Source organism: Sphingobium sp. CCH11-B1, from assembly GCF_001556865.1.
Lineage (GTDB): Bacteria > Pseudomonadota > Alphaproteobacteria > Sphingomonadales > Sphingomonadaceae > Sphingobium.
The window spans coordinates 1-20,763 of the sequence record NZ_LSJY01000087.1; the positions used below are offsets into that span (position 1 = coordinate 1).

The 20,763-nt window shown below is 65.2% G+C and carries 23 protein-coding genes and 1 pseudogene; 6 read left to right on the forward strand and 18 right to left on the reverse strand.

The features are described from left to right. Window positions 1–37: 37 nt before the first annotated feature. The 7 genes from AX724_RS24925 to AX724_RS09840 form a co-directional block, all read right to left on the reverse strand. A complete protein-coding gene (locus AX724_RS24925; protein ID WP_156439072.1) occupies window positions 38–166 on the reverse strand; it encodes an SRPBCC family protein in 129 nt (42 codons plus the stop codon). 30 nt (window positions 167–196) lie between these two features. Continuing rightward, on the reverse strand, window positions 197–508 hold the full coding sequence (locus tag AX724_RS09815) for a DUF190 domain-containing protein (RefSeq protein WP_197421534.1): 312 nt from the start codon (window positions 506–508) through the stop codon (window positions 197–199). A gap of 90 nt (window positions 509–598) precedes the next feature. Further along, a complete protein-coding gene (locus tag AX724_RS09820; RefSeq protein ID WP_060977359.1) occupies window positions 599–3,844 on the reverse strand; it encodes an efflux RND transporter permease subunit in 3,246 nt (1,081 codons plus the stop codon). Then, entirely contained in the window at window positions 3,841–4,998 is a 1,158-nt protein-coding gene (locus tag AX724_RS09825) for an efflux RND transporter periplasmic adaptor subunit (protein ID WP_060977358.1), read from the reverse strand. Before AX724_RS09825 ends, AX724_RS09820 begins: the two co-directional genes overlap by 4 nt. Continuing rightward, window positions 4,995–6,263: a TolC family protein gene (locus AX724_RS09830; protein WP_060977357.1), complete on the reverse strand. Its 1,269-nt coding sequence runs from the start codon at window positions 6,261–6,263 to the stop codon at window positions 4,995–4,997. The genes AX724_RS09825 and AX724_RS09830 overlap by 4 nt, the downstream gene beginning before the upstream one ends. A 51-nt stretch (window positions 6,264–6,314) precedes the next feature. Then, window positions 6,315–6,719 carry a hypothetical protein gene (locus AX724_RS09835; protein ID WP_124811104.1) on the reverse strand — a complete coding sequence of 135 codons (405 nt, stop codon included), beginning with the start codon at window positions 6,717–6,719 and terminating at the stop codon, window positions 6,315–6,317. Window positions 6,720–6,751: 32 nt separating this feature from the next. Further along, the gene (locus tag AX724_RS09840) at window positions 6,752–8,116 is read right to left on the reverse strand and encodes an MFS transporter (RefSeq protein WP_435653441.1); all 1,365 of its coding nucleotides are present in this window, start codon (window positions 8,114–8,116) and stop codon (window positions 6,752–6,754) included. A 117-nt stretch (window positions 8,117–8,233) separates the two neighbouring features. Between AX724_RS09840 and AX724_RS09845 the strand changes: the two genes are divergently transcribed. The 6 genes from AX724_RS09845 to AX724_RS09865 all read left to right on the forward strand — a co-directional run bounded on the left by AX724_RS09845 (window position 8,234) and on the right by AX724_RS09865 (window position 11,838). After that, the gene (locus tag AX724_RS09845) at window positions 8,234–8,554 is read left to right on the forward strand and encodes a metal-sensing transcriptional repressor (protein WP_443018688.1); all 321 of its coding nucleotides are present in this window, start codon (window positions 8,234–8,236) and stop codon (window positions 8,552–8,554) included. A gap of 33 nt (window positions 8,555–8,587) precedes the next feature. Further along, window positions 8,588–8,977 (forward strand): hypothetical protein, encoded by a 390-nt coding sequence (locus AX724_RS23340; RefSeq protein WP_124811103.1) that lies wholly within the window; start codon window positions 8,588–8,590, stop codon window positions 8,975–8,977. Between the two features lie 119 nt (window positions 8,978–9,096). Beyond that, a complete protein-coding gene (locus tag AX724_RS09850) occupies window positions 9,097–9,759 on the forward strand; it encodes a HupE/UreJ family protein (protein ID WP_223811305.1) in 663 nt (220 codons plus the stop codon). A 16-nt stretch (window positions 9,760–9,775) separates the two neighbouring features. Beyond that, a complete protein-coding gene (locus AX724_RS09855; RefSeq protein ID WP_060977353.1) occupies window positions 9,776–10,429 on the forward strand; it encodes a hypothetical protein in 654 nt (217 codons plus the stop codon). A 106-nt stretch (window positions 10,430–10,535) separates the two neighbouring features. Then, the gene (locus AX724_RS09860; protein WP_060977352.1) at window positions 10,536–11,447 is read left to right on the forward strand and encodes a LysR family transcriptional regulator; all 912 of its coding nucleotides are present in this window, start codon (window positions 10,536–10,538) and stop codon (window positions 11,445–11,447) included. Window positions 11,448–11,532: 85 nt separating this feature from the next. Continuing rightward, window positions 11,533–11,838, forward strand: a complete 306-nt coding sequence (locus AX724_RS09865; RefSeq protein WP_060977351.1) for a hypothetical protein — start codon at window positions 11,533–11,535, stop codon at window positions 11,836–11,838. 16 nt (window positions 11,839–11,854) lie between these two features. On the opposite strand, the gene AX724_RS09870 is transcribed toward AX724_RS09865, so the two are convergent. The 11 genes and pseudogenes from AX724_RS09870 to AX724_RS09920 form a co-directional block, all read right to left on the reverse strand. After that, window positions 11,855–12,067, reverse strand: coding sequence for a DUF2274 domain-containing protein (locus tag AX724_RS09870; RefSeq protein ID WP_060977350.1), 213 nt, complete (start codon window positions 12,065–12,067; stop codon window positions 11,855–11,857). Further along, a complete protein-coding gene (locus AX724_RS09875) occupies window positions 12,064–13,287 on the reverse strand; it encodes a TrbI/VirB10 family protein (RefSeq protein WP_060977365.1) in 1,224 nt (407 codons plus the stop codon). The genes AX724_RS09870 and AX724_RS09875 overlap by 4 nt, the downstream gene beginning before the upstream one ends. Further along, window positions 13,287–14,309: a P-type conjugative transfer protein TrbG gene (gene trbG / locus AX724_RS09880; RefSeq protein ID WP_060977349.1), complete on the reverse strand. Its 1,023-nt coding sequence runs from the start codon at window positions 14,307–14,309 to the stop codon at window positions 13,287–13,289. The genes AX724_RS09875 and trbG overlap by 1 nt, the downstream gene beginning before the upstream one ends. Then, entirely contained in the window at window positions 14,306–14,989 is a 684-nt protein-coding gene (gene trbF / locus AX724_RS09885; protein WP_060977348.1) for a conjugal transfer protein TrbF, read from the reverse strand. The genes trbG and trbF overlap by 4 nt, the downstream gene beginning before the upstream one ends. Before the next feature lie 7 nt (window positions 14,990–14,996). Further along, window positions 14,997–16,349, reverse strand: coding sequence for a P-type conjugative transfer protein TrbL (trbL, locus tag AX724_RS09890; RefSeq protein ID WP_060977347.1), 1,353 nt, complete (start codon window positions 16,347–16,349; stop codon window positions 14,997–14,999). Then, on the reverse strand, window positions 16,346–16,729 hold the full coding sequence (gene trbK-alt / locus AX724_RS09895) for a putative entry exclusion protein TrbK-alt (RefSeq protein WP_075151007.1): 384 nt from the start codon (window positions 16,727–16,729) through the stop codon (window positions 16,346–16,348). The genes trbL and trbK-alt overlap by 4 nt, the downstream gene beginning before the upstream one ends. A 13-nt stretch (window positions 16,730–16,742) precedes the next feature. Continuing rightward, window positions 16,743–17,462, reverse strand: coding sequence for a P-type conjugative transfer protein TrbJ (gene trbJ / locus AX724_RS09900; RefSeq protein WP_060977346.1), 720 nt, complete (start codon window positions 17,460–17,462; stop codon window positions 16,743–16,745). Continuing rightward, window positions 17,459–19,948 (reverse strand): conjugal transfer protein TrbE, encoded by a 2,490-nt coding sequence (gene trbE, locus AX724_RS09905; RefSeq protein WP_060977345.1) that lies wholly within the window; start codon window positions 19,946–19,948, stop codon window positions 17,459–17,461. The genes trbJ and trbE overlap by 4 nt, the downstream gene beginning before the upstream one ends. Then, window positions 19,945–20,226: a VirB3 family type IV secretion system protein gene (locus tag AX724_RS09910; RefSeq protein WP_021244356.1), complete on the reverse strand. Its 282-nt coding sequence runs from the start codon at window positions 20,224–20,226 to the stop codon at window positions 19,945–19,947. Before AX724_RS09910 ends, trbE begins: the two co-directional genes overlap by 4 nt. Beyond that, window positions 20,223–20,591, reverse strand: a complete 369-nt coding sequence (locus AX724_RS09915; RefSeq protein WP_099046471.1) for a TrbC/VirB2 family protein — start codon at window positions 20,589–20,591, stop codon at window positions 20,223–20,225. Before AX724_RS09915 ends, AX724_RS09910 begins: the two co-directional genes overlap by 4 nt. Then, window positions 20,588–20,763 (reverse strand): annotated as a pseudogene (locus tag AX724_RS09920) (P-type conjugative transfer ATPase TrbB); the annotation flags it as partial. The gene AX724_RS09915 and the pseudogene AX724_RS09920, both read right to left, overlap by 4 nt.

A 20,763-nucleotide genomic window follows, 5' to 3' on the forward strand; every position in this document is an offset into this window, starting at 1 on the left:
GACCATGCAGCCCGGTGACCACACCCCAAATTACACCTCATTGACGGACGTGACCGGTTATTCTGACGAAAGGATGCCAGCGAGGGTAATCGTCAAACCTCGTGATGGCGGTCCAAACCCGCGGAAGCGACGTGTGGATGACGGTTTCATTCTCGACGGTGAACATGGCTCAGCTCCCGACGTCTCGACGGCCTTTTCAGGCTTGATCGTCGCGCGCGCCGAGCAATGTCTCGACCGGCGCGATCGTGATGAGCCCGATGCTACGTATGGTGTTGATCTCCGTCACGAACGTCCGAAGGCGCTCGTCTTCGTCGACGATTTCAACGACCAGGGGATCATTGCGATCGAGGAAGCCAGAGGCATGAATCAGTTTGGAATGCCCGAAGCCGACACGCCCGTTCAGGACCGTCACTCCAAGCAGTTTATGCGCTTTCGCCTTCTCCAGAATCACCTCGAACACGGGACGGTCGCCGCTCATCGCCAGTTCATCGGTGAAGATACGGAGCAAGGAATAGGATTTGGCTGTCATAACGCTGTCCTCTCTTCGTTTCGTGTCGAGGGGCCGACGACGTTTGCGGTTCGCCGCCGGCCCCTCTTGCTAGTTGGCCGGCAAGGGCTCATGCGGCTCTGCGCGCTCATCCCTTTGCCCGCGCCCGGCCATGTAGCGGGACATGAGCGCAGTGATCGCCGGCAGGACCAGCAGGGTGAGCGCCGTGCAGGTGATGAGGCCCCCGATCACGACTGTCGCGAGCGGACGCTGCACCTCGGCGCCGGTGCCCGTGGCGAGCGCCATCGGCACGAAGCCGAGGCTGGCGACCAATGCGGTCATCAGCACTGGCCGGACACGTTCCATCGCGCCGCCGATGATCGCTTCATCCTCATCGACGCCATCGTCACGCCGCTTTCGGATCGCGCTCATCATGACGAGGCCGTTGAGCACGGCGACGCCCGACAGGGCGATGAACCCAACCGCCGCCGTGATCGAGAAGGGTATGCCACGCAACAGCAGCGCAAACACCCCACCCGCCAGCGCCATCGGCACTGCCGAGAACACGATCGCCGCCGGCACGAAGCCGCCGAGCGCCATGTAAAGCAGTGCGTAAATGGCGAGGAAGCAGATCGGAACCACAATCAGCAGGCGCAAACGTGCCGACTGGAGGCTTTCAAACGTGCCGCCCCAATCGGTATACATGCCAGCGGGCAGATTGAGCTGGCCGATCTTCTCCTGGGCTTCGGTGACGAAGCCCCCGAGATCGCGACCGCGCACATTGACCTGCACGACGACCATGCGCTTGCCGTTCTCACGGCTGATCTGGTTCAACCCTTGTGTGTAGCTGAACCGTGCCACCTCGCGCAGCGCGATCGAGCGCGCGACCTCGCCCGGTCCTGCGGGCAGCATGACCGGAATCGCGCCAAGCGTTTCCAGATCGTCGCGCTGCGCGTCCGGCAGTCGCACCACCACTGAGAAGCGCCGATCGCCCTCGAACAGCAGCCCGGCCTCGCGCCCGCCGAGCGCGGCGGCGACGGTGTTCGCCACCTCCTCGACCGACAGGCCGTAACGCGCCGCAGCCTGCCGATCGATCTTAACGTCGAAGGTCGGCGCACCCGATGTTTGCTCTGCGCTGACGTCACCGGCGCCCGGTATCGAGCGAAGGATACCGGCGATCCGGTTGGCCTGGGCACTCATCGCGCCGAGGTCGTCGCCATAGAGCTTGACCGCGACATCCGCGCGCACGCCGGCGATGAGTTCGTTGAAGCGCATCTGAATGGGCTGCTGAATCTCGGTGCGATTGCCGATCAGCGGCTTCATCCGTTCCTCGATTCGCTTAAGGATGTCCTCCTTCGACTTGACCTCGGCCGGCCACTCATCCTCGGGCTTGGGGATGACATAGGTGTCCGAGGCGTTGGGCGGCATCGGGTCGGTGCCAAGGTCGGCGTTGCCGTTCTTGGAAAAGACCAATGCCACCTCCGGTAGCGATTTCAGCGCATTTTCTATCTGAAGCTGCATCTGCGTCGACTGGTCGATTGAGGCCGAGGGCACGCGGAAGTTGGTAACGGTGATGTCCTTCTCGTCGAGCTGCGGCATGAACTCCTCGCCGAGCAGGCCGAAGGCGAATATCGCCGCCACGAACACGCCCGCGCCACTGGCGACAAACGGCAGTGGATGCGCCACCGCTTTGGTCAGGAGTGGCGCGTATTTCTCCTTGAACCAGCGGATCGGCTTCACCTCCGTCTCGCTGACCTTGCCGGTGATCACGAGCGCGATCATGGCGGGCACGAAGGTCAGCGACAGCACGAAGGCGGACGCGAGCGCCACCATCAGGGTGATCGCCATCGGCGCGAAGGTCTTACCCTCGACGCCCTGGAAGGTGAGCAGCGGCACGAAGACCAGGAAGATGATGAGCTGGCCATAGACGGTCGGCCGGATCATCTCCTGTGCGGCGAGTGTGGTTTCCTCCATGCGTTCGGATCGGGTAAGAAGCCGTCCTTCATGCTCCTGCCGCTCCGCAAGGCGTCTGAGCGCGTTCTCCACGATGATGACCGCGCCGTCGACGATCAAGCCGAAGTCGAGCGCGCCGAGACTCATGAGGTTTCCCGACACGCCGAGCCTGTTCATGCCGGTAGCGGTCATGAGCATGGTGATCGGGATCACTGCCGCGGTGATGAGCGCTGCACGGATATTGCCCAGCAGCAGGAACAGGACGACGATGACGAGCAAAGCGCCTTCGACGAGATTCTTCTCGACAGTGGCGATGGTGGCGTTGACGAGCTTGGAACGATTGTAAACGGGCTCCGCGAAGACGTCGGGTGGAAGTGCCCGGTTGATTTCCGTGAGCTTGTCTGCCGCGCTGGTGGCAACGATCCGGCTGTTGCTGCCGGTCAGCATCAGCACGGTCGAAATGACCGCCTCCGATCCCATGCGGCTGCCCGAGCCGGTGCGGACCGCGCCACCGATCTCGACGTGACCGACATCCTTCACACGCACCGGCACGCCGGCGCGCGTGGCTACGACCGCCTCCTCAATGTCCTGGATCGACTTGAGGCGTGCGTCGGCGCGGACAAGGAAACTTTCACCGGCCCGCCGAATGTAATTGGAACCGGCAGAGAGGTTGGCCCGCTCCAGCGAGTCTGCCAGCTCCGTGATCGAGAGACCATAGGAAGCCAGCGCATTGAGGTTGGGTTGGACGAGATACTGCTTCACATAGCCGCCGTTGGAATCGACGCCGGCCACGCCCTGCACCGTCCGCATCTGCGGGCGAATGATCCAGTCCTGCACCGTCCGCAGATAAGCCGCCTTGGCGAGTTCGGTCGTCAGCTTCTCGCCTTCGGGCGTGAGATAGCTGCCGTCCGACTGCCAGCCGGGCTTTCCGTTCTCGATCTTCACGCCCTTCCCGTCGGGATGGCGGAAGGCGACCGAGTAGAAGAAAATCTCCCCGAGGCCGGTGCTGAGCGGCGCCAGATTGGGCTGGACGCCGGCAGGCAGGCTATCCCTTGCCTGGGCGAGCCGTTCGGTCACTTGCTGCCGCGCGAAATAGATGTTGGTGTCGTCGGTGAATACCGCCGTCACCTGGCTGAATCCGTTGCGCGTCAGTGATCGGGTCAGGGTGAGGCCGGGAATACCGGCCAACGCGGTTTCGACCGGAAACGTGACCTGCTTTTCCATGTCGACGGGACCAAGCGTCGGATTGAAGGTGTTGATCTGCACCTGACGGTTGGTGACGTCGGGCACGGCGTCGATCGGCAGTTTGGTGATTTGCCATGCGCCGATGCCGACGATGATGAGGACGAGGAAGGCGACGAACCATCGCCCCCTCACCGAGAGGCTGAGGATACGCGCGATCATTCCGCCGACTCCTTTTCGAGTTCGGCTTTCAGCAGGAAAGCGTTGGTGGTGGCGATCGGCGTCCCGGCCTTGAGGCCGGAGACGATGGCAACGAGCCCGCCGCTGCGGCTGCCGGCCTGGACCGTCTGCGCCTTGAAGCCGTCACGGGTCCGAACGAAGACGACGGTGCGATCCCCGATCGTCTGCACGGCATCCTGCGGCACCATAACGCCATCTTTGACGGCACCGCCGCTCGCAAAAATGCGCGCCTGGACGAGCTGCCCCGGAGCGAGCAAGCCCGCGTCACCCTTCGGCTCGATGACGACGGTCGCTGCCCGGCTCTGCGGATCGATCACGCCGGTCGCGGACCGGACGCGGCCCTCGATGGTGCGGCCGTCGCTGACGGTGAGTTCGACGCGATCGCCTGTGCGCACGCGCCCGGCGTCTGCCGGAGGAATGCTGGCCGTGATTTGCAGACGGCGCGGATCGGCAACGCGGAACAGTTCGGTTTCCGCAGCGACGAACTGGCCGAGATTGGCGGGAGCCGACGTGATGCGGCCACTGACCGGGCTCACCACCGCGACCGAGCGGCCGTCTCTCGACACCCTTGCTGCGCCCGCAGCCGCGCTCGCCCGGCGGGCATCGGCCTGTGCGACGGCGAGATTCGCTTCGGCGGCTTCATAGTCAGCTCTCGGACTCACACCTTGCGCCAGCAAGCCCCGCTCACGCGCGAGCTGGCGGTTGGCGAGCGTGACGCGCGCCGCCGCCGCCGCCTGATCGGCGGCGATCGTCGAAGCATCCCGGCTCTCAACGAGAGCGAGGGTTTCACCTTGCCCGACGGGATCGCCGATCCGCTTGAAGATTCGGGTCACGGTGCCGGGCGCTCTTGCGGTCAACACCGCCTCGGCATCCGGCGTAGCTTCAACCGTGGCGGCGGCCGGGATCGCCGCGTCCAGTTCACCGGACGCGGCGGGAGCAATGCCGATCTGTGACGCGGCGATGCCCTGCTGCGATATGGCTATCGTATCGGTTGGTGCAGCCGAAGCTTGCGACTCCGTTTCTGCTGCCGGAGCAGAGGCGGAAGGCTGCGTGAGGCGCGCGGCACCGAAGCCGAGCGCGGCGGCGGCGACCAGCCCAAGGGCGGCACCGGCATAGAGGCGGTTCTTGTCGTTCATTGGACCGGTTCTCCGGTGATGGTGAGGCCCTGGAGACGGGCGAGATTGGCGCGGGCATCGAGGCGGGCAGCGGCAGCGTCGAGAACGACCCCGCGCGCAAGTCCCAGCCCGTGCCTTGCCGCGATGAGTTCGATCAGGGGCGACTTGCCGGACTCGTAGGCGATGCGAGCAAGCCGGTAGGTCTCGTCTGCCGTTCGCAGCGTCTGTTCGGCCGCTGCGACACGCGCGTCCGCCGCTTCGTTGAGGGCGACAGCGGCGCTGATTTCTGCTTCCAATTCTAGCAAGGTAGCATTTGCCCGCGCTTCCGCGCCGCGTAGCTCCGCCTGGGCGGCGGCAATGTTCCCGCGATTGCGATCGAACAGCGGAAAGGGGACAGTTATCCCCGCGATGATCGCATTGGCCTTGTCGACTTCCAAACGACGGACGCCGACTGACGCCGTCACGTCCGGCACTGCTTGACGCCGTGCCACGATCACACGATGCGCTGCCGCCTCTCGCTCAGCCTTGGCGGCGAGGTAAGGTGCGGTCTGCATCGGGTCCACGGGACCATAGCCGGACCGCGCCTCGAACCTTCCCAGGAGAGGTTCGGACAAGGTAGTGAACGGTGTCGTCTGACCAGCAAGCGCGGAAAGGCGCGCATAGGCGCCGACCCGCTCGGCCTTCGCCGTGTCCACGGATGCCCGTAAAGAATTGACCTCGGTCTCGGCCTGAAGGCTGCGCAGCCGCGCTTCCTTTCCAGCCCCAACGAGCGCGCGTGCAGCACGCAGGTCAGTCTCGGCCTCCTCGACTTCATCTTCCGCCAGAGTGATTCGTCGATCAGCGATCTCCGCCGCGCCGTAAGCGCGGGCAAGATCATAGGCATAGGCCAGGCGACCATCCCTGCTCCTGGCGCGAGCGGCTACGACTCCCGCTTCGCCAGCCGCAATGCGCGCGGAGCGTTTGCCGCCCAGCTCGATGACCTGGTTGAGTTGCAGTGTGCTCTCGGCCCGGTCGAAACCTCTATAGGGCTGTTGACCGGCGATGTTCTCGGTCATCACCCCAATGCTGGGATTGGGCCGTGCCCGTGCTTGCCGGGCCAGGCCCTCGGCGCGTTCGACATCTGCTTCCAGGATCACCTGACGCGGCGCTTCCTGTGTCTCGCGAAAGAGTTCTGCGAAAGGCGGGGCGGTTTGCGCGTTTACACTTGTGCACATCAGGCCGCCGGCCGCCGTGAACAGGCCAAACAGCGCCACGCGAACGCGCCGTTGGCCGATATAATCGGTCATTTGGATTTTCCTTGAGGTTATGCTTGCGGAACGCCGGTCGGCGCGCGGGCATCAGCCTCGTGGGGGACGCAGAAGGGCTTCCGGTAAAAGACCGCTGATGACGAAGTCTTTGGAAACGAACCAGTCGCCTGAAACGGCGAAGAAAGTAGCAGTCATGCCAGTGCTAGGCACGATGTCCGCCAACCCATGAATGACCGTGTGGGTCGCCTTATGAAGATCGACTTCCGGCATGGACGGACTATCGTCATCATGCTGGACAAGAGCGCTTTCGATCCTCGTCTCATCATGGCCGGCCATCGAACTGTGCCAAGCATTCAAGCCGAGCACGTTGAGCATCGCTAGCATGGCCAACAGCGCGCCAACGATGAGGTATCGATTGGCGGCTTTTGCATGAAGGACATGGCGTTGGCCGAGGCGCATCTTCTTTTTACTATCGGCAAATGCGCAAATCGGCAATCCCGACCTTCCCGCAAGACAGCGAACGGCCCTCATGCCCGCCTCGCCCAATGCGGGTGGAGATCGTCGATCATATAGGCGTGTGCGGCACCGTCGCCCGTATGATATAGACGAATATGCTCATGATCCTTCGGTAGATCGTCATGCTCGTGCGGCACGACATCGGGGTCGTCAGACGGCCAAAATAGCAAGGCAAAAATCGTGCCCGCACTTGCAAAAATCGCCATCGCACCGAACGCAGCGGTCATGGAGATATTGGCGCCGAGTTGACCAACCAGCGGATAGCATATCAGCCAGCATATGTGGCTGAGAGCAAACTGTGCGGCAAACAGCGCCGGCCTGTCTTCTGCATTGGCCGATCGTTTGAGCAACCGCCCCGAAGGCGTGACGCTCATCGAATATGCGATCCCCAGCACGACCCAACCAGCGAGCAACATGTGCCAGTACGAAGGACCGACCGGAACGGCGATACTGATCCAGGTCATTGCGCCGAGGCCCACAGACAGGGCGACAGCTGCACCGACCATAACCCTTCGATCATCGATCCTGTCGAGCAATCGGGGCAGAAGCAGGGCTGCGGCGATCGAACCCAGACCATAAGCTGCCAGAGTCAGCGCCACGTCGCGTTGGGCCATCCCGAGTAAGCTCTGGACGATGACCACGGTGTTGACGATTACCATAGAGCTGGCGGCGGCGGCGGACAAGGTAATCGCCAGCAGACCGAGCAAGCGCGGCGTCTGGAGGTAGATACGCATCCCGCGCGTGGTCTTGGCATAGAGGCTTTCCTGCCGATCTGCTGACCGCTCGGCGCGCGGCAGAATGACCGAAACGACTAGCAGCGCCGAACCGATGAAACCGATCGCCGTGCCGGAAAACAGCCAATGGAAATTGATCACGGTCAACAAGGCGGCCGCCAGCATCGGGCTGGTGATATTCTCCATGTCATAGGCGAGGCGCGACAGCGAGAGCGCGCGGGTATAGTCGCGCTCATCGGGCAGGACGTCGGGAATGGTCGCCTGGAAGGTCGGCGTAAATGCCGCCGAGGCAGCCTGGAGCACGAAGATCAGGACATAGATTTGCCAAATCTCGCTCACGAAGGGCAGGCAGATCGCAACGGCCGCGCGCACGAGGTCCAGAGAAACGAGCAGCGCCCTGCGCGGGACGCGATCAGCAAAGGCCCCGGCGATGGGCGCAATCCCGATATAGGCGACCATCTTGATAGCGAGAGCTGTTCCCAAGACAGCGCCCGCATTGCCGCCAGCGAGATCGTAGGCCAGCAAGCCGAGCGCCACGGTCGCAAGGCCGGTCCCGACCAGGGCGATGACCTGGGCGAGCAGCAGATGCCGGTAGGTTCGGTTCGCAAGAACGGCGAGCATGGTTTCCAACGAGTCGGGCATATCCCCCCAGGGGGATACTTGCCTTTATCCTCGTTGCGGTTAAAAGGTCAATAAAGGACTGGTGTCGATCGCTCTTTCGGTCGGTGGCATCATGATCAAATTCCTACCTGGCGGTCGGTGAACCGAAAACTACGTCTCGACAGCATGACCTTAGGTAACGATGATAAGAAGATGTCCCATCCCCATCCTCACTCGACCCATCCCGCAATCGTCAAACGCCTCAACCGGGCTACCGGTCATTTACGCAGCATCGTGGACATGATCGAGAACGGACGATCCTGCTCCGATATCGCCATGCAATTGCAGGCGGTCGAAAAGGCGATCGCGACCGCCAAGCGAACCTTGATCCAGGATCACCTCAGCCACTGCATCGGTGGCGATCCGGCGCACGGCGAAAAGGCGATGGCTGAGTTTCAAGCTATCTCTAAATATCTCTAACCGACGCAGCCGGGAAAGAACAGCGACGGAGCCATGTCCACACTGTTTTCAAGTCAAACATTCCGCCGCTTTCTGTTGGGCCTGCTCGCCTTTGCTGTGCAACTTTCCGCTTGTCAGGCTATTGCACGCCACGCCCCTAGTGCAACGCTCGCTGCGGAGGCAGAACGCCATGCCGAATTAAAGCAGCAATCCGCTGCCCACGGCCACATCCATGACGACGGCGATGATGGCGAGCGCGTGCGTGGCCATGTGCATGGGCATAACCCGGCCGACCATAGCCATGATACGCCTATCGGTGTTGCCCAGTCAGGCGTCGATCTCCCTCTTGTGCAACAGGGATGGCCACCTCAGGCCGGACCGATATTGAGCGGCCGCAACAGCGACCCTATGGACCGCCCCCCGGAGTACCTGTCCTCGATGTGACCGCGACGCCGCGCCAGCGCGGCAATTCACATAGATAGACAGGTATTCTCATGATACAGGCTTTTACTGAGCCGGCGCACGGACGACGTGCGTCCTCCCGGCTCCTATTGTTATTGTTCTTGACCGGGCTGAGCCTCGTTCTTTGGACCGGCACCGCCTTCGCCCATGCCGTCGCCGAAGGCGATAAGGGCTATATCCAGGAGATCAGCGGGGTTCACCTGCTGGAGTTTATGTATCTCGGCGCCAAACATATGGTGACGGGATACGATCATATTTTATTTCTGTTCGGGATCATCTTCTTCCTCTATCGGATGAAGCATATCGCGATCTATGTCAGCCTGTTCGCGATCGGCCATTCGACGACCATGCTGCTGGGCGTTTTCTTCGACTTCGGCATCAACAGCTATATTATTGACGCGATCATCGGCTTTTCGATCGTCTATAAGGCGCTCGACAACCTTGGGGCGTTCCAACGCTGGTTCGGCTTCCAGCCGAACACCAAGGCTGCAACGCTGATATTCGGTTTCTGCCACGGCTTCGGCTTGGCGAACAAGATCATCGACTATGAGATTTCTCCCGACGGCCTGCTGCCTAACCTGCTGGCCTTCAATGTCGGCGTCGAACTCGGTCAGTTGCTCGCGCTCGCCGCCATTCTGATCATCATGGGCTTCTGGCGCCGAACGCCGAGCTTCTGGCGTCATGCCTACACCGCCAACGTCGTGATGATGACCGCCGGGTTCGTGCTGATCGGATATCAGCTCACCGGCTGGGTCGTCGCCTGATCAAAGGATTTGAACCATGTATAACTCGCCCATACCCTCACAAGCCGAACTGCCGTCATCCGGCCAGCTTATCCGTTCGACCGTGATCGCTGCCGTGACAGCCGTCGCGCTCCTCGTCACGATCGTGCTCCCGGCCGAATATGGTGTCGATCCTACCGGAATCGGCCGCGCGCTCGGTTTCACTGATATGGGGGATATAAAGCGCCAACTCGCCGAAGAGGCCGAAGCGGACAGGAAAGTTGATACCGCCGCGAATGATGCCAGAAGCAGGGCCATCATCGAGGCCGCTGCATCAGGAAGAACCATCGCCCCTGGGCAGAGCGCCGACGCCCCGCCCGCAGTCGACGCTGCGCCGGGCCGGACTGATCGGATGAGCGTCACTCTGAAACCCGGCGAGGGTGCAGAGGTGAAGCTCGTGATGAAACGAGGGGAAAAGGCGAGCTTCGTCTGGACCGTTCAAGGCGGAGCCGTGAATGTCGACCTCCACGGTGACGGCGGCGGACAATCGATCAGCTACGAAAAGAAGCGCGGCCTTTCCAGGGGCGAAGGCGTAATTACGGCTGCGTTTAACGGCAATCATGGTTGGTATTGGCGCAATCGGGGTGATGCCGAAGTGACCGTGCTTCTGGAAACTCAAGGCCAGTATGCCGACATAAAGCGGCTAATCTAGCGCATAAAAACAGAGTGCCTTCCTTGGGATTCTACAGCCGATACCGAGTTATACTCGGTATCGGCCATTCAGATTGTACTGACCATGTCGGATTGAAGAAATAGATATGCCTTTCGACATTCGCCAACTTCGCTACGCCATCGCCGCGGCGGATCATGGCAGCTTCTATCGCGCGTCCAGGGTGCTGGACGTGGAGCAGTCGACGTTGAGCCGGGCCATCCTGAAGCTGGAGCGGGTGATCGGCGGACGGATTTTCAACCGCTCGCAGGGCGGCGTCAGCATGACGCTCGCCGGCGCGCAGTTCATCCGCGCGGCGCGGTCGATGGTGGCGAACGCGGACAAGATGGTGGCAACGATGCGGGCGGCGGGCCAGGGCCGCGCGGGGGGACTTATGATCGGACACAACAGCGCGATCTCGGCCGGCCATCTGCGCGCCACCATACTGGGCTGGCGAGCGGCAAATCCCGATGTCGAGATCGACGGCGTGGAAGCCGACCGGGGCGCGCTGCTCGCGGGGCTCGATACGGGCGAGATCGATATCGCGGTCCTGGTCGGCGAAGCGGGCCATGCCGGATTCCGGCGTGAGGGGTTGTGGAACGAGCGTGTCATGGCCGCGTTGCCGGCAGATCATGCCCTTGCCGCAAGCGAGGCCGTTCATTGGACCGATTTGCGGCGCGAGCGCTTTCTGCTGCCTGCCGCCGATCCCGGCCCGGAAATCCGCGACCTGCTGCTCGGCCGCCTGATGATGGCGGGCGAGCCTCCCGATATCAGGATGCATCAGGCCAGCCGCGAGGCGATCCTGAGCGTGCTGGGCGGCGGTCTGGGCGTGTCGATCGTCTGCGAGGGCGCGACGGGCGCTCGCTATCCCGACGTCATCTATCGCCCCGTCCAGGGCGAGCAGGGACCGGCCTTCATCAACTATTCGGGCTACTGGCGAAAGGACAACGCCAATCCCGCGCTGAGGCGTTTCCTCGCCTTCGTGCGCGACCGCTATGCGCTGTCCTTCGACATCCCGTGACCGCGCGAGACAGTGACATGCGACGTTAACAGGCGGGATCGCAACCAACGGCCGGCCTGATTTGCAACCGGAGAAAGGAGCCGTCATGACGCAGGGAAAGACACTCATCATCGTGCTGGTCACGCTGATCGTCGGGTTCGGAGCGGGTTTCGTTCTGCGCCCGGTGATCGCGCCGGCCGAACCGGCAGCAGCGGTCGCGAGTCCTGTGCCCGTCGCCGCGCCCGCGGAGCCGCGCGGCAAGCAATATTTCGCGGCGCATCTCGACGAGGCCCGGCAGGTTCTGACACAGTGCGCGGAAGGCTCGACGCGCGGCGACGAATGCTTCAATGCCGAGATGGCCGTGACCGAGGCGGAGGGCCGAGCGCGGCACAAGAAGTTCTTTGGCAATTGACCACGCGAACGGGCTTTCAGTCCCCCTGCGCGCGATGCCGGCGAAAGGCGCGGTCGGTGGCCATGAACCGCTCCAGCATCGGCGCGATCAGGCGCGCGGGCGGGATCGGGCTGCCCTCGCCGAGAATCTCGCCGTAGCGCCGTAAATCCTCGAACAGCGGCGCGGGCAGTTCCACGGCGAGCTTGACGGGCTTGTCCTCGGGGATCTGCCCCAGCTTGAGTTTGGTCATCGCGTTGCTCCGATGGGTTCGAGGATCAAATCTCTCGTCAGGACGACCCTGAGCGGATGCCCCGGCCGGATGGTGAGCGTCGGCTGCACATTGAGCTGCCGCCGCACGACCTGCTGTCCGGTCTGGTTGATGGTGTCCTGCGATCCCCGCCGAAGCGCGCGGGTGAGGTCGTCCTCGCTGTCGGCCCCCAGCTCGGCGCCGACGCCGAGCAAGGTCGAGACGGCGGCGGCTTTCAGCAGATTGCCCCAATGCTGATTGACGCGACCCTGTAGCCCCGCAAATCCCGCGGCGTCCGTTCCGGGCTGGCGCTCGAGAACGATCGAGCGCCCGTCCGGCATGATGAGGCGGTCCCAGGAGAGCAGCACACGCGTCTGCCCCGCGGCGACCTCGCTGTCATATTCGCCGATCAGCCGCGCGCCCTGCGGAATGAGCAGGATGCGCCCGGTGATGCTGTCATAGACGTTCTGCGTCACCTGGGCGGTGATCTGGCCGGGAAGGTCGGAACGGATGCCGGTGATCAGCGCGGCGGGGATGATGCTGCCGGCCTGGACAATGTTGGGCGAGGCCGGCGCGGTCAGCCGCTCGGCGCTGACAGTGCGCTGATTGGTCGCTTGCGCCATGAACGCCCGCTTGGCGGCTTGGTCGCCCTGCGCAGCCTCTGACGGTTGCGGAGCTGCGGCCTCCGGCGCTGCGATGGCGAGGCTCGGCAAGGACGGCATCGCACCGGTCCCGGCGCTGCTTCCGCCGAGGAACACCATGCTGGTGCGGGCTGCATCGCGTTCCTGGGCGATGCGCTGGCGAGCGGCTTCGGCGGCCTGGATGCGCGGATCGGGCTGCGCGCCGACCGGTGGCACGGGCACATTCTCCCCGCGCTGCTGCGCCGAGACGATCGGGCCGCCGAGATCGCCGGGAAGCCTGGGGCCGAGCTTCGGGACCTGGCCGTAATCCTTCGGCCCCGAGGTGATGGTCTCGGATGCGGCGCGGCTGTCGGTATTGTAGAGTTCCTTCGCCGCCTGTTCTCCTTTGGGCGCGAGCGCATACCAGAGCGAGCCGCCGATACCGAGCCCCGCGACCACGCCGAGCGTCGCCAGCGCCTTCCTCGAAAGGCGCATGACGCGCGGCGCAGGCCCGCGAAGCTGAAAGGCGGCGGGGTTCGCGGATGCGGGTTGGGGGGATGCCTGCGGCGCTGGCTGGACGGGCGTATTGGTGGGATCGGCCATCACCGCCCCCTGCGGGACGTGTCCGCGCCGTCGCGCACGATTCGCACGCGCCGCTCGGTGCGCTTGTCGCTCAGGCGCAATTCCGCGCTGGCGAACAGGCGATCGACCACCATATAGCGCCCCTGCACGCGGTAATTGACCAGCTCGGCGTCGCCAGCCGCGCCGGTCACGAACAGCGGCGGCATCTCGCCCTGCGAGATCCCGGCCGGGAACTCGATGAACACCTGCGCGGAATCGTCGAAGGCGCGCACGGGCTTCCACGGCACGCGGTCGCCCTCGATCCGGTAGCGGAAATTGAGCGCCGCGATGTCGATGCCGGTGGCGACGGGGGCCGAGGCGGCAGCGGCGGCGTTTGCGCCGCGCAGGGCGATCAGCGCGTCCTGCGGATAGGTCCACGACACCGACGCCATATAGGTCGAGGCCGTCGCGCGCAGTTCGATATGATAGGTGCGCCGGTCGGTGTTGATGACGAGGTTAGTGAAAATGTCGGGCCGCGTGGGCTTCGCGAGGATATGCACGCGCGCCGTCGCGCCGCTGCCGCTCACCGTGTCGCCGATGATCCAGCGCACGGTGTCGCCGGCCGCGACCGGCCCCGGCCCGACGAGCTGCTCGCCCTCCTGAAGCGCGATGTCCGTCACCTGGCCGGGCGCGGTATATACCTGATAAAGCGCGCCTTCGGTCCAGGGATATTGCTGGATGGCGTTCACATAGCCGTCGCGGGTGGGTTGCACGCGGGCGGCCGCGTTCGCGGCCCCGACGCGGCGGCGCGGATCGGTCGCTTCTCGCGGCGAGGCGCTTTGCGTGACCGGCTTCAACTGGCCCGGAAGCGGCAGCGGTTCGGGGATAGTCACCACCTCGACCACGCGTGGCGGTTGTGCGGCCGGCGTGGCCGCGATCTCGCGCGGTGGATCATCGTAAGCGATGCTCGGCGCTTTCGCCGATGAGGTGGCGCAGCCGGCCAGCGCGGTTGCGGACAATAACATAACCGCGCTGGCGGCATGGCGGGCGGACATGCGTGTCATTGCGACAGCTCCTTGCTCCAGTTGAGGGCGTTGACGAACACGCCGAGCGGGTTCTTGCGCAGCGCGTCGGGGGTGCGCGGGGTCTGGACAACGACAGTGAGGATCGCCGACCAGCGGGTCGTCTCGGCGAGACTGCCGTCCTGATAGCGCCGCTCGATCCAGGCGACGCGGAAGCTGTCGCCGGAGGCACGGATCACGCTGGAGACGTCCACCGCGACCTGCACCTTGCCGACCTGTGCGATCGGATCGTTGGCGCGCGCGTAGTCGTTGAGCGCCAGTGCGCCCTTGTCGGTCGTGAAATCGTAAGCCCTGAGCCAGTTCTGCCGGACGATGACCGGATCGGCCGGGATCGCCCTGACCTGCTCGATGAACCGGGCGAGATGGAACGCGATCTGCGGATCGGTCGGGCGGTAGCCGGTTTCGGCGGGAGCGACGGCCTGCGCTTCGCCGAGCCGATCGACCTGCACCACCCAGGGCACGATATGGCCGCGGGCGGATTGCCAGACGAGTCCGGCCGAGAGCCCACCGGACAGGGCGAGCGCGCCGAAGAAGGCAAGGCGCCAGTTCTTCGCCTGCACGCGGGCGGAACCGATGCGGTCGTCCCAGACCTGCGCGGCGCGCTGGTAGGGCGTCGCGGGTTCGGGGGTCTGGCCGTAGCGGATGGTGGGTCGTCGGAACATTTTCGGATCACTCCCTTTCCTTGACGTCGGGACCGCCGCCGCCGCCGTGGCTGTCGCCGGCCTTCATCGTGTGAGCGAGGACGGTCGCGCCGTGGGTCGCGGACTGGCGCTGCTTCATGGCCGAGGCCCATGCGGGCGGCGCGGAAGCCGGGGCTGCCGGCGATGCCGCGGGCGCGGGACTTCCCGATGCGGGAGCGACGCCCAGCCCGGCGCGGGCGCCTGTGCGGAAGTTGTCCTTCATGGATGCGCTCGCCTTGCCGGCCATCCGGCGCAGCGGCGAGAGCGCGGCATTGACGGCGCCGGTCGCCGCCGTCTGTCCGACAGCGGCCATGCCGCCCGCCACAGCGCCCGCGCCGCTCCTGCCGAGCGAGCCGACGCTGTAGGCGCCCGCCGCGCCGCCCGCCATGCGCGCGCCGCCTTGCGCGGCTGCCGCACCCATCCGCCCGGTCGCGCCTATGGTCGAGGCGGCAGCGCCGACGCCGAGCTTCGCGGCGGCGGCGCCACCGACCAGCGCGCCGCCCGCCGCCAGCACGGTGCCGGCCGCCGCGCCCGCGCCGAGCTGCGGCCCGCCCGAGACGATCCCGTTGGCGATGCCGGGGCCGAAGATCGACAGGCCGAGCAGCGACAGCGCGCCGAGCGCGATCGCCAGAACCTGCCGCGCGTCGGGTTCGGGACCGACCGTCGCCGTGAACGTGCTGAACAGGGTCGTGCCGATCCCGGTGATGACCGCGAGCACCAGCACCTTGATCCCGCTGGAGACGATATGGCCGAGCACTTTTTCGGCCATGAACGCGGTGCGGTTCCAGAAGGCGAAGGGCAGCAGGACGAATCCGGCCAGCGTCACCAGCTTGAACTCGATCAGGGTGATGAATATCTGGATGGCGATAATGAAGAAGGCGAGGACGACGATCAGATAGGCGAGCAGCAGCACGGCGATGATCGCGAGATTGGCGAACACCGACCAGAGGCTGTTATAGGCCTCCATCGCGTCGATCAGTGGCTGCGCCGCATCGAGACCCTTTGCAGCGATCGTGCCGGGCTTCATGAACTCCGCGAGGCTGAGGGCATCGCCACTCGCCTTGAGCCCCAGCCCCGCGAAGCTGTCGAACAGGATCGTCGCCAGTGTCTGGAAATTGCCGATGATGAAGGCGAAGGCGCCGATATAGAGGGTTTTCTTGACCAGCCGCTGGATCACGTCCTCATCGGCGCCCCAGGCCCAGAACAGCCCGGCGATGGTCACGTCGATCGCGATAAGGGTCGAGGACAGGAAGCCGACCTCGCCGCCGAGCAGGCCAAAGCCGCTGTCGATGTAGCTGGTGAAGGTGTCGAGGAAGGTATCGACGATCCCGGTGTCACTCACGGCGCGGTGCTCCCGGCCTGATCGGCGGGGACAAAGGGGCCGGGAAGCTCCGGCCGGATCGCCTCGTCAGCCCGGCTGCCGTCGCTGTCATATGCGGCGGGAAGCGCAGGATGCTCGCCCGGCGCGGGCGCGTCGGCATCCTTGCCGAAGAAGCGGCGGCGCTTTTCCGCCCATGCCGCCTCGCAGCCGGAATCCGGCATGGTGAGCGTGGCGCAGCGTTCCAGTTCGCGCGCCAGCCGCTTCTCCTGCTCTCCTTCTTCAAGGACGGGCAGGACGGCTTCAAGCTGCGGTTCATGCGGTTCGCGCGAGCCCGCGAGCGCCACGGCCAGCATGATGCCGCCGAGCGCGGCGACACCGGCGATCTTTGCATTGCGCGACATGCGGCTTCTCCTGTCAGTCGCGGCCGAAGAAGCGGCGGAAGCGTTCGCGCCCCTCCGCCTCGATCGCGGCCTGCCGCGCGGCGTCGAGCGACTGCGCCCGTCCCTGCGCCGCGACGGCGGCGGTGAGGTCGGCGAGCTGCTGCGATTGCAGGGCGAGAAGCTGGTTGCCCGCCTGCGCGGCCTGGAGCGCGCCGGTCGCCGACTGACTGGCCGAGACCAGGCTGTTCATCGTGGTGCGCGCGCCCTCGATATTACCGACGACGCCGGCCTGCACCTGCAAGGAGTCCTGGAACGCGCCGACGCTGTCCTCCCAGCGCGCGTTCGCATTGGCGATCATCTGGGCGTTGGTGCCGGTGAGCGCGGTGCCCTTGTAACGGTCGGTGAAGGCGCTCTGGATGTCCCGGACATCGTAGGCGATGCGCTGGGCCTGCCTAAGCAGCTGCTGCGTCTGCCGGACCTGCTGCTGGAGAACGTCGACCGTCGAGAGCGGCAGCGAAGCGAGATTGCGCGCCTCGTTGATGAGGCTCGTCGCCTGCTGCTGAATTTGCTGAATCTGGTTGTTGATCTGCTGGAGCGACCGGGCGGCGGTCAGCACGTTTTGGGCGTAATTGGTCGGGTCATAGACGATCCCGCCGAACTGGGCGTGCGCGGGCGTCGCGGCGGTGGTGCCGATCATGCCGGACGTGGCGATCGCGCCGGCCAGCATGGCGCGGCGCAGGATGGTGGCTTTCATGGGATCATGTCCTTCAAGGCAAGGGGGAGCTGGCCGGTATCTTCCCGGTTTCCGGCCAGCGGATCGGGTTGAGGTTCGGGAAGAAGCTCGACCGCCCAGGCGCAGCCGCGGTGACGCAGCCATTCGGCCGCGAAGGCAGGCGCGCCATGCGCCTCCACCAGCTCCGCGATCCGGCGCTGATCGGTCTTGGAAGAGGCGGCGGCGAAGGCCAGCGCGACCTCGCCAAGCCCCAGCTCGAACAGGCGGTTGCCGCGCCTTGACTGGCAGTAATAATCGCGCTTCGGCGTCGCCCGGCTCAGGATTTCGATCTGGCGGGCGTTGAGCCCGAACCGCTCGTAGATCACCGCGATCTGCGGTTCGACCGCGCGTTCGTTCGGCAGGAATATCCGGGTCGGACAGCTCTCGACGATGGCGGGCGCGATCGTGCTGCCCTCGATCTGCGCGAGCGACTGGGTGGCGAAGATGACGCTGGCGTTCTTCTTACGCAGCGTCACCAGCCATTCCGAAAGCTGTTTGGCGAACGCGGGCGATCCCAGCGCCAGCCAGCCCTCGTCGATGACGATGAGCGTCGGGCTGCCGTCGAGCCGCCCCGCGATGCGGTGAAACAGGTAGGACAGGACGGCCGGGGCCGCGCCGCTTTCCATCAAGCCTTCGGTCTCGAACACCTGAACGGTGGCCTCGCCAAGCCGCTCGGTCTCGGCATCGAGCAGCCGGCCCCATGCTCCGCCCACGCACCAGGGCGCGAGCGCCTGCTTGAGCTGCTGGCTCTGGAGCAGGACGGCAAGGCCCGTCAGGGTCCGTTCCGCGATCGGCGCGGTGGCGAGCGAGGTCAGCGCCGACCAGATATGCTCCTTGGCCTGCGGGTCGACGGTCACATTCTCGGATGCGAGGATCGCCGCCAGCCATTCGGCGGCCCAGGCGCGTTCGGCTGGGTCGTCAATATGGGCGAGCGGTTGGAGCTGCACGCCGTCCCCGGCCTCGTCGGCGAGCATCCCGCCGAGATCCTGCCAGTCGCCGCCCATACCGATCGCAGCCGCGCGGATGCTGCCGCCGAAATCGAAGGCGAAGACCTGCGCGTTCTCGTAGCGGCGAAATTGCATCGCCATCAGTGCAAGCAGCACCGACTTGCCGGAGCCGGTCGGCCCGACGATGAGGGTGTGCCCGACATCGCCGACATGAAGGGAAAACCGGAACGGGGTCGAGCCTTCGGTCTTGCCATAAAGCAAGGGGGGCGCACCGAAATGCTCGTCCCGTTCCGGCCCCGCCCATACTGCTGACAGGGGGATCAGGTGGGCGAGATTGATGGTGGAAATCGGAGGCTGGCGGACGTTGGCATAGGTGTGGCCGGGGAGGCTCCCAAGCCACGCCTCGATCGCGTTCATGCCCTCGGGGATCACGGTGAAGTCGCGACCCTGGATGACCTTTTCGACCAGCCGCAGCTTTTCAGCCGCAATGGCGGGATCGCGGTCCCACACCGTCACGCTGGCGGTGACATAGGCCATGCCGGCGTAGTCGGCGCCCAGCTCCTGCAAGGCAGTGTCGGCGTCGGCCGCCTTGTTCGAGGCATCGCTGTCGAGCAGCGTCGATGCCTCGTTGGTCATCACTTCCTTGAGGATCGCAGCAACGCTTTTGCGCTTGGCGAACCATTGGCGGCGGATGCGGGTCAGCAGCTTCGTCGCGTCGGTCTTGTCGAGCATGATCGCGCGGGTCGACCAGCGATACTCGAAGGCGAGCCGGTTCAGTTCGTCGAGCAGGCCGGGGAAGGTGACGCTCGGGAATCCCGTGATCGTCAGCGTGCGCAGATGATGGTCGCCGAGTTTCGGCTCCAGCCCGCCGGTCAGCGGCTCGTCGGCGAGCAGCGCGTCGAGATGCATCGGCGTTTCCGGCACGCGCACGCGCTGGCGCCGGGTCGAGATCGTGCTGTGCAGGTAAGTCAGCGTCTCGCCGTCATCGAGCCAGCAAACCTCGGGCACGAAGCCCTCGACCAGATTGAGCACCCGGTCGCTGCGATCGGTAAAGCTCTGGAGCAATTCCCACGGATCGACGCCCGTGCCGGAACGGCCTTCATAGAGCCAGGTTTCGGCGCGGGCGGCGTCCTCGGCCGGTGGCATCCAGAGGAGCGTCAGATAATAGTCGCTCTCGAAATGCGCGCCTTCTTCGCGAAACTGTTCGCGCCGCTCCATATCGACCAGCGCCGAGACCGGATCGGGAAAGTCCGATTCCGGATAGTCGAGCGCGGGCGTGCGCTGCGCTTCGACGAAGATTGCCCAGCCCGAGCCGAGACGGCGCAGCGCATTGTTGAGCCGCGCCGTGGTGGCGACCAGCTCGGCTGGCGTGGCGGAATCAAGGTCCGGTCCCCGAAAACGGGCGGTGCGCTGAAAGCTGCCGTCCTTGTTGAGAACGACGCTTGTCCCGACCAGCGCGGCCCAGGGCAGGAAGTCGGCGAGATGCGCGGCGCCGTTCCTGTATTCGCGCAAGCTCATCATGGCTGCATCCATGTCGGGTAGCGGAGGTGGCGGCGGGCCACGTCGACGAACTGGGGATCGCGCCGCGCGGCCCATACCGAGAGCGCATGGCCGATCGCCCATATCGCGAGGCCGGCGATCCAGAGGCGCAGGCCCAGCCCGATCGCGCCTGCCAGCGTCCCGTTGACGATGGCGAGCGAGCGCGGGGCGCCTCCGAGCAATATCGGCTCGGTCAGCGCCCGGTGGACCGGCGCGAAGTAGCCCGCGATGGGCTCGCCATGATCGGCCGCGCCGGTCATGCGACCATCGCTCCGCCACCGAAGGAAAAGAACGAGAGGAAGAAGCTCGACGCGGCGAACGCGATCGACAGACCGAACACGATCTGGATCATCCGCCGTGCCCCGCCCGACGTATCGCCGAAGGCCAGGGTCAGCCCGGTCACGATGATAATCATCACCGCGATGATCTTGGCGACCGGCCCCTCGATGCTTTCGAGGATAGACTGGAGCGGCGCCTCCCACGGCATCGACGATCCGCCCGCATGGGCGGGCATCGCGTAGAGCAGCCCGGCCGCGGTGATGCCGATATGGCCGAGGCGGTCGAGCACGGTGCCGCCGAGCAGGCGGCCCTTCATGGTCCTGAGAGGCGTGGCGTCGTTGGTCATGGCAGGTCTCCGGTCTGGGGGGTGGTGAGCGGCGTGAGGCGGTAGTCGCCGGTCGCGGCGTCGAGCCCTTCGACGCGGGCCAGCTCGGCGAGGCGGCGGCCGTGCCCGTCGCGGACGAGCACGGCGATCAGGTCGATGGTCTCGGCCAGCAGCGCGCGCGGGACCGTGACGA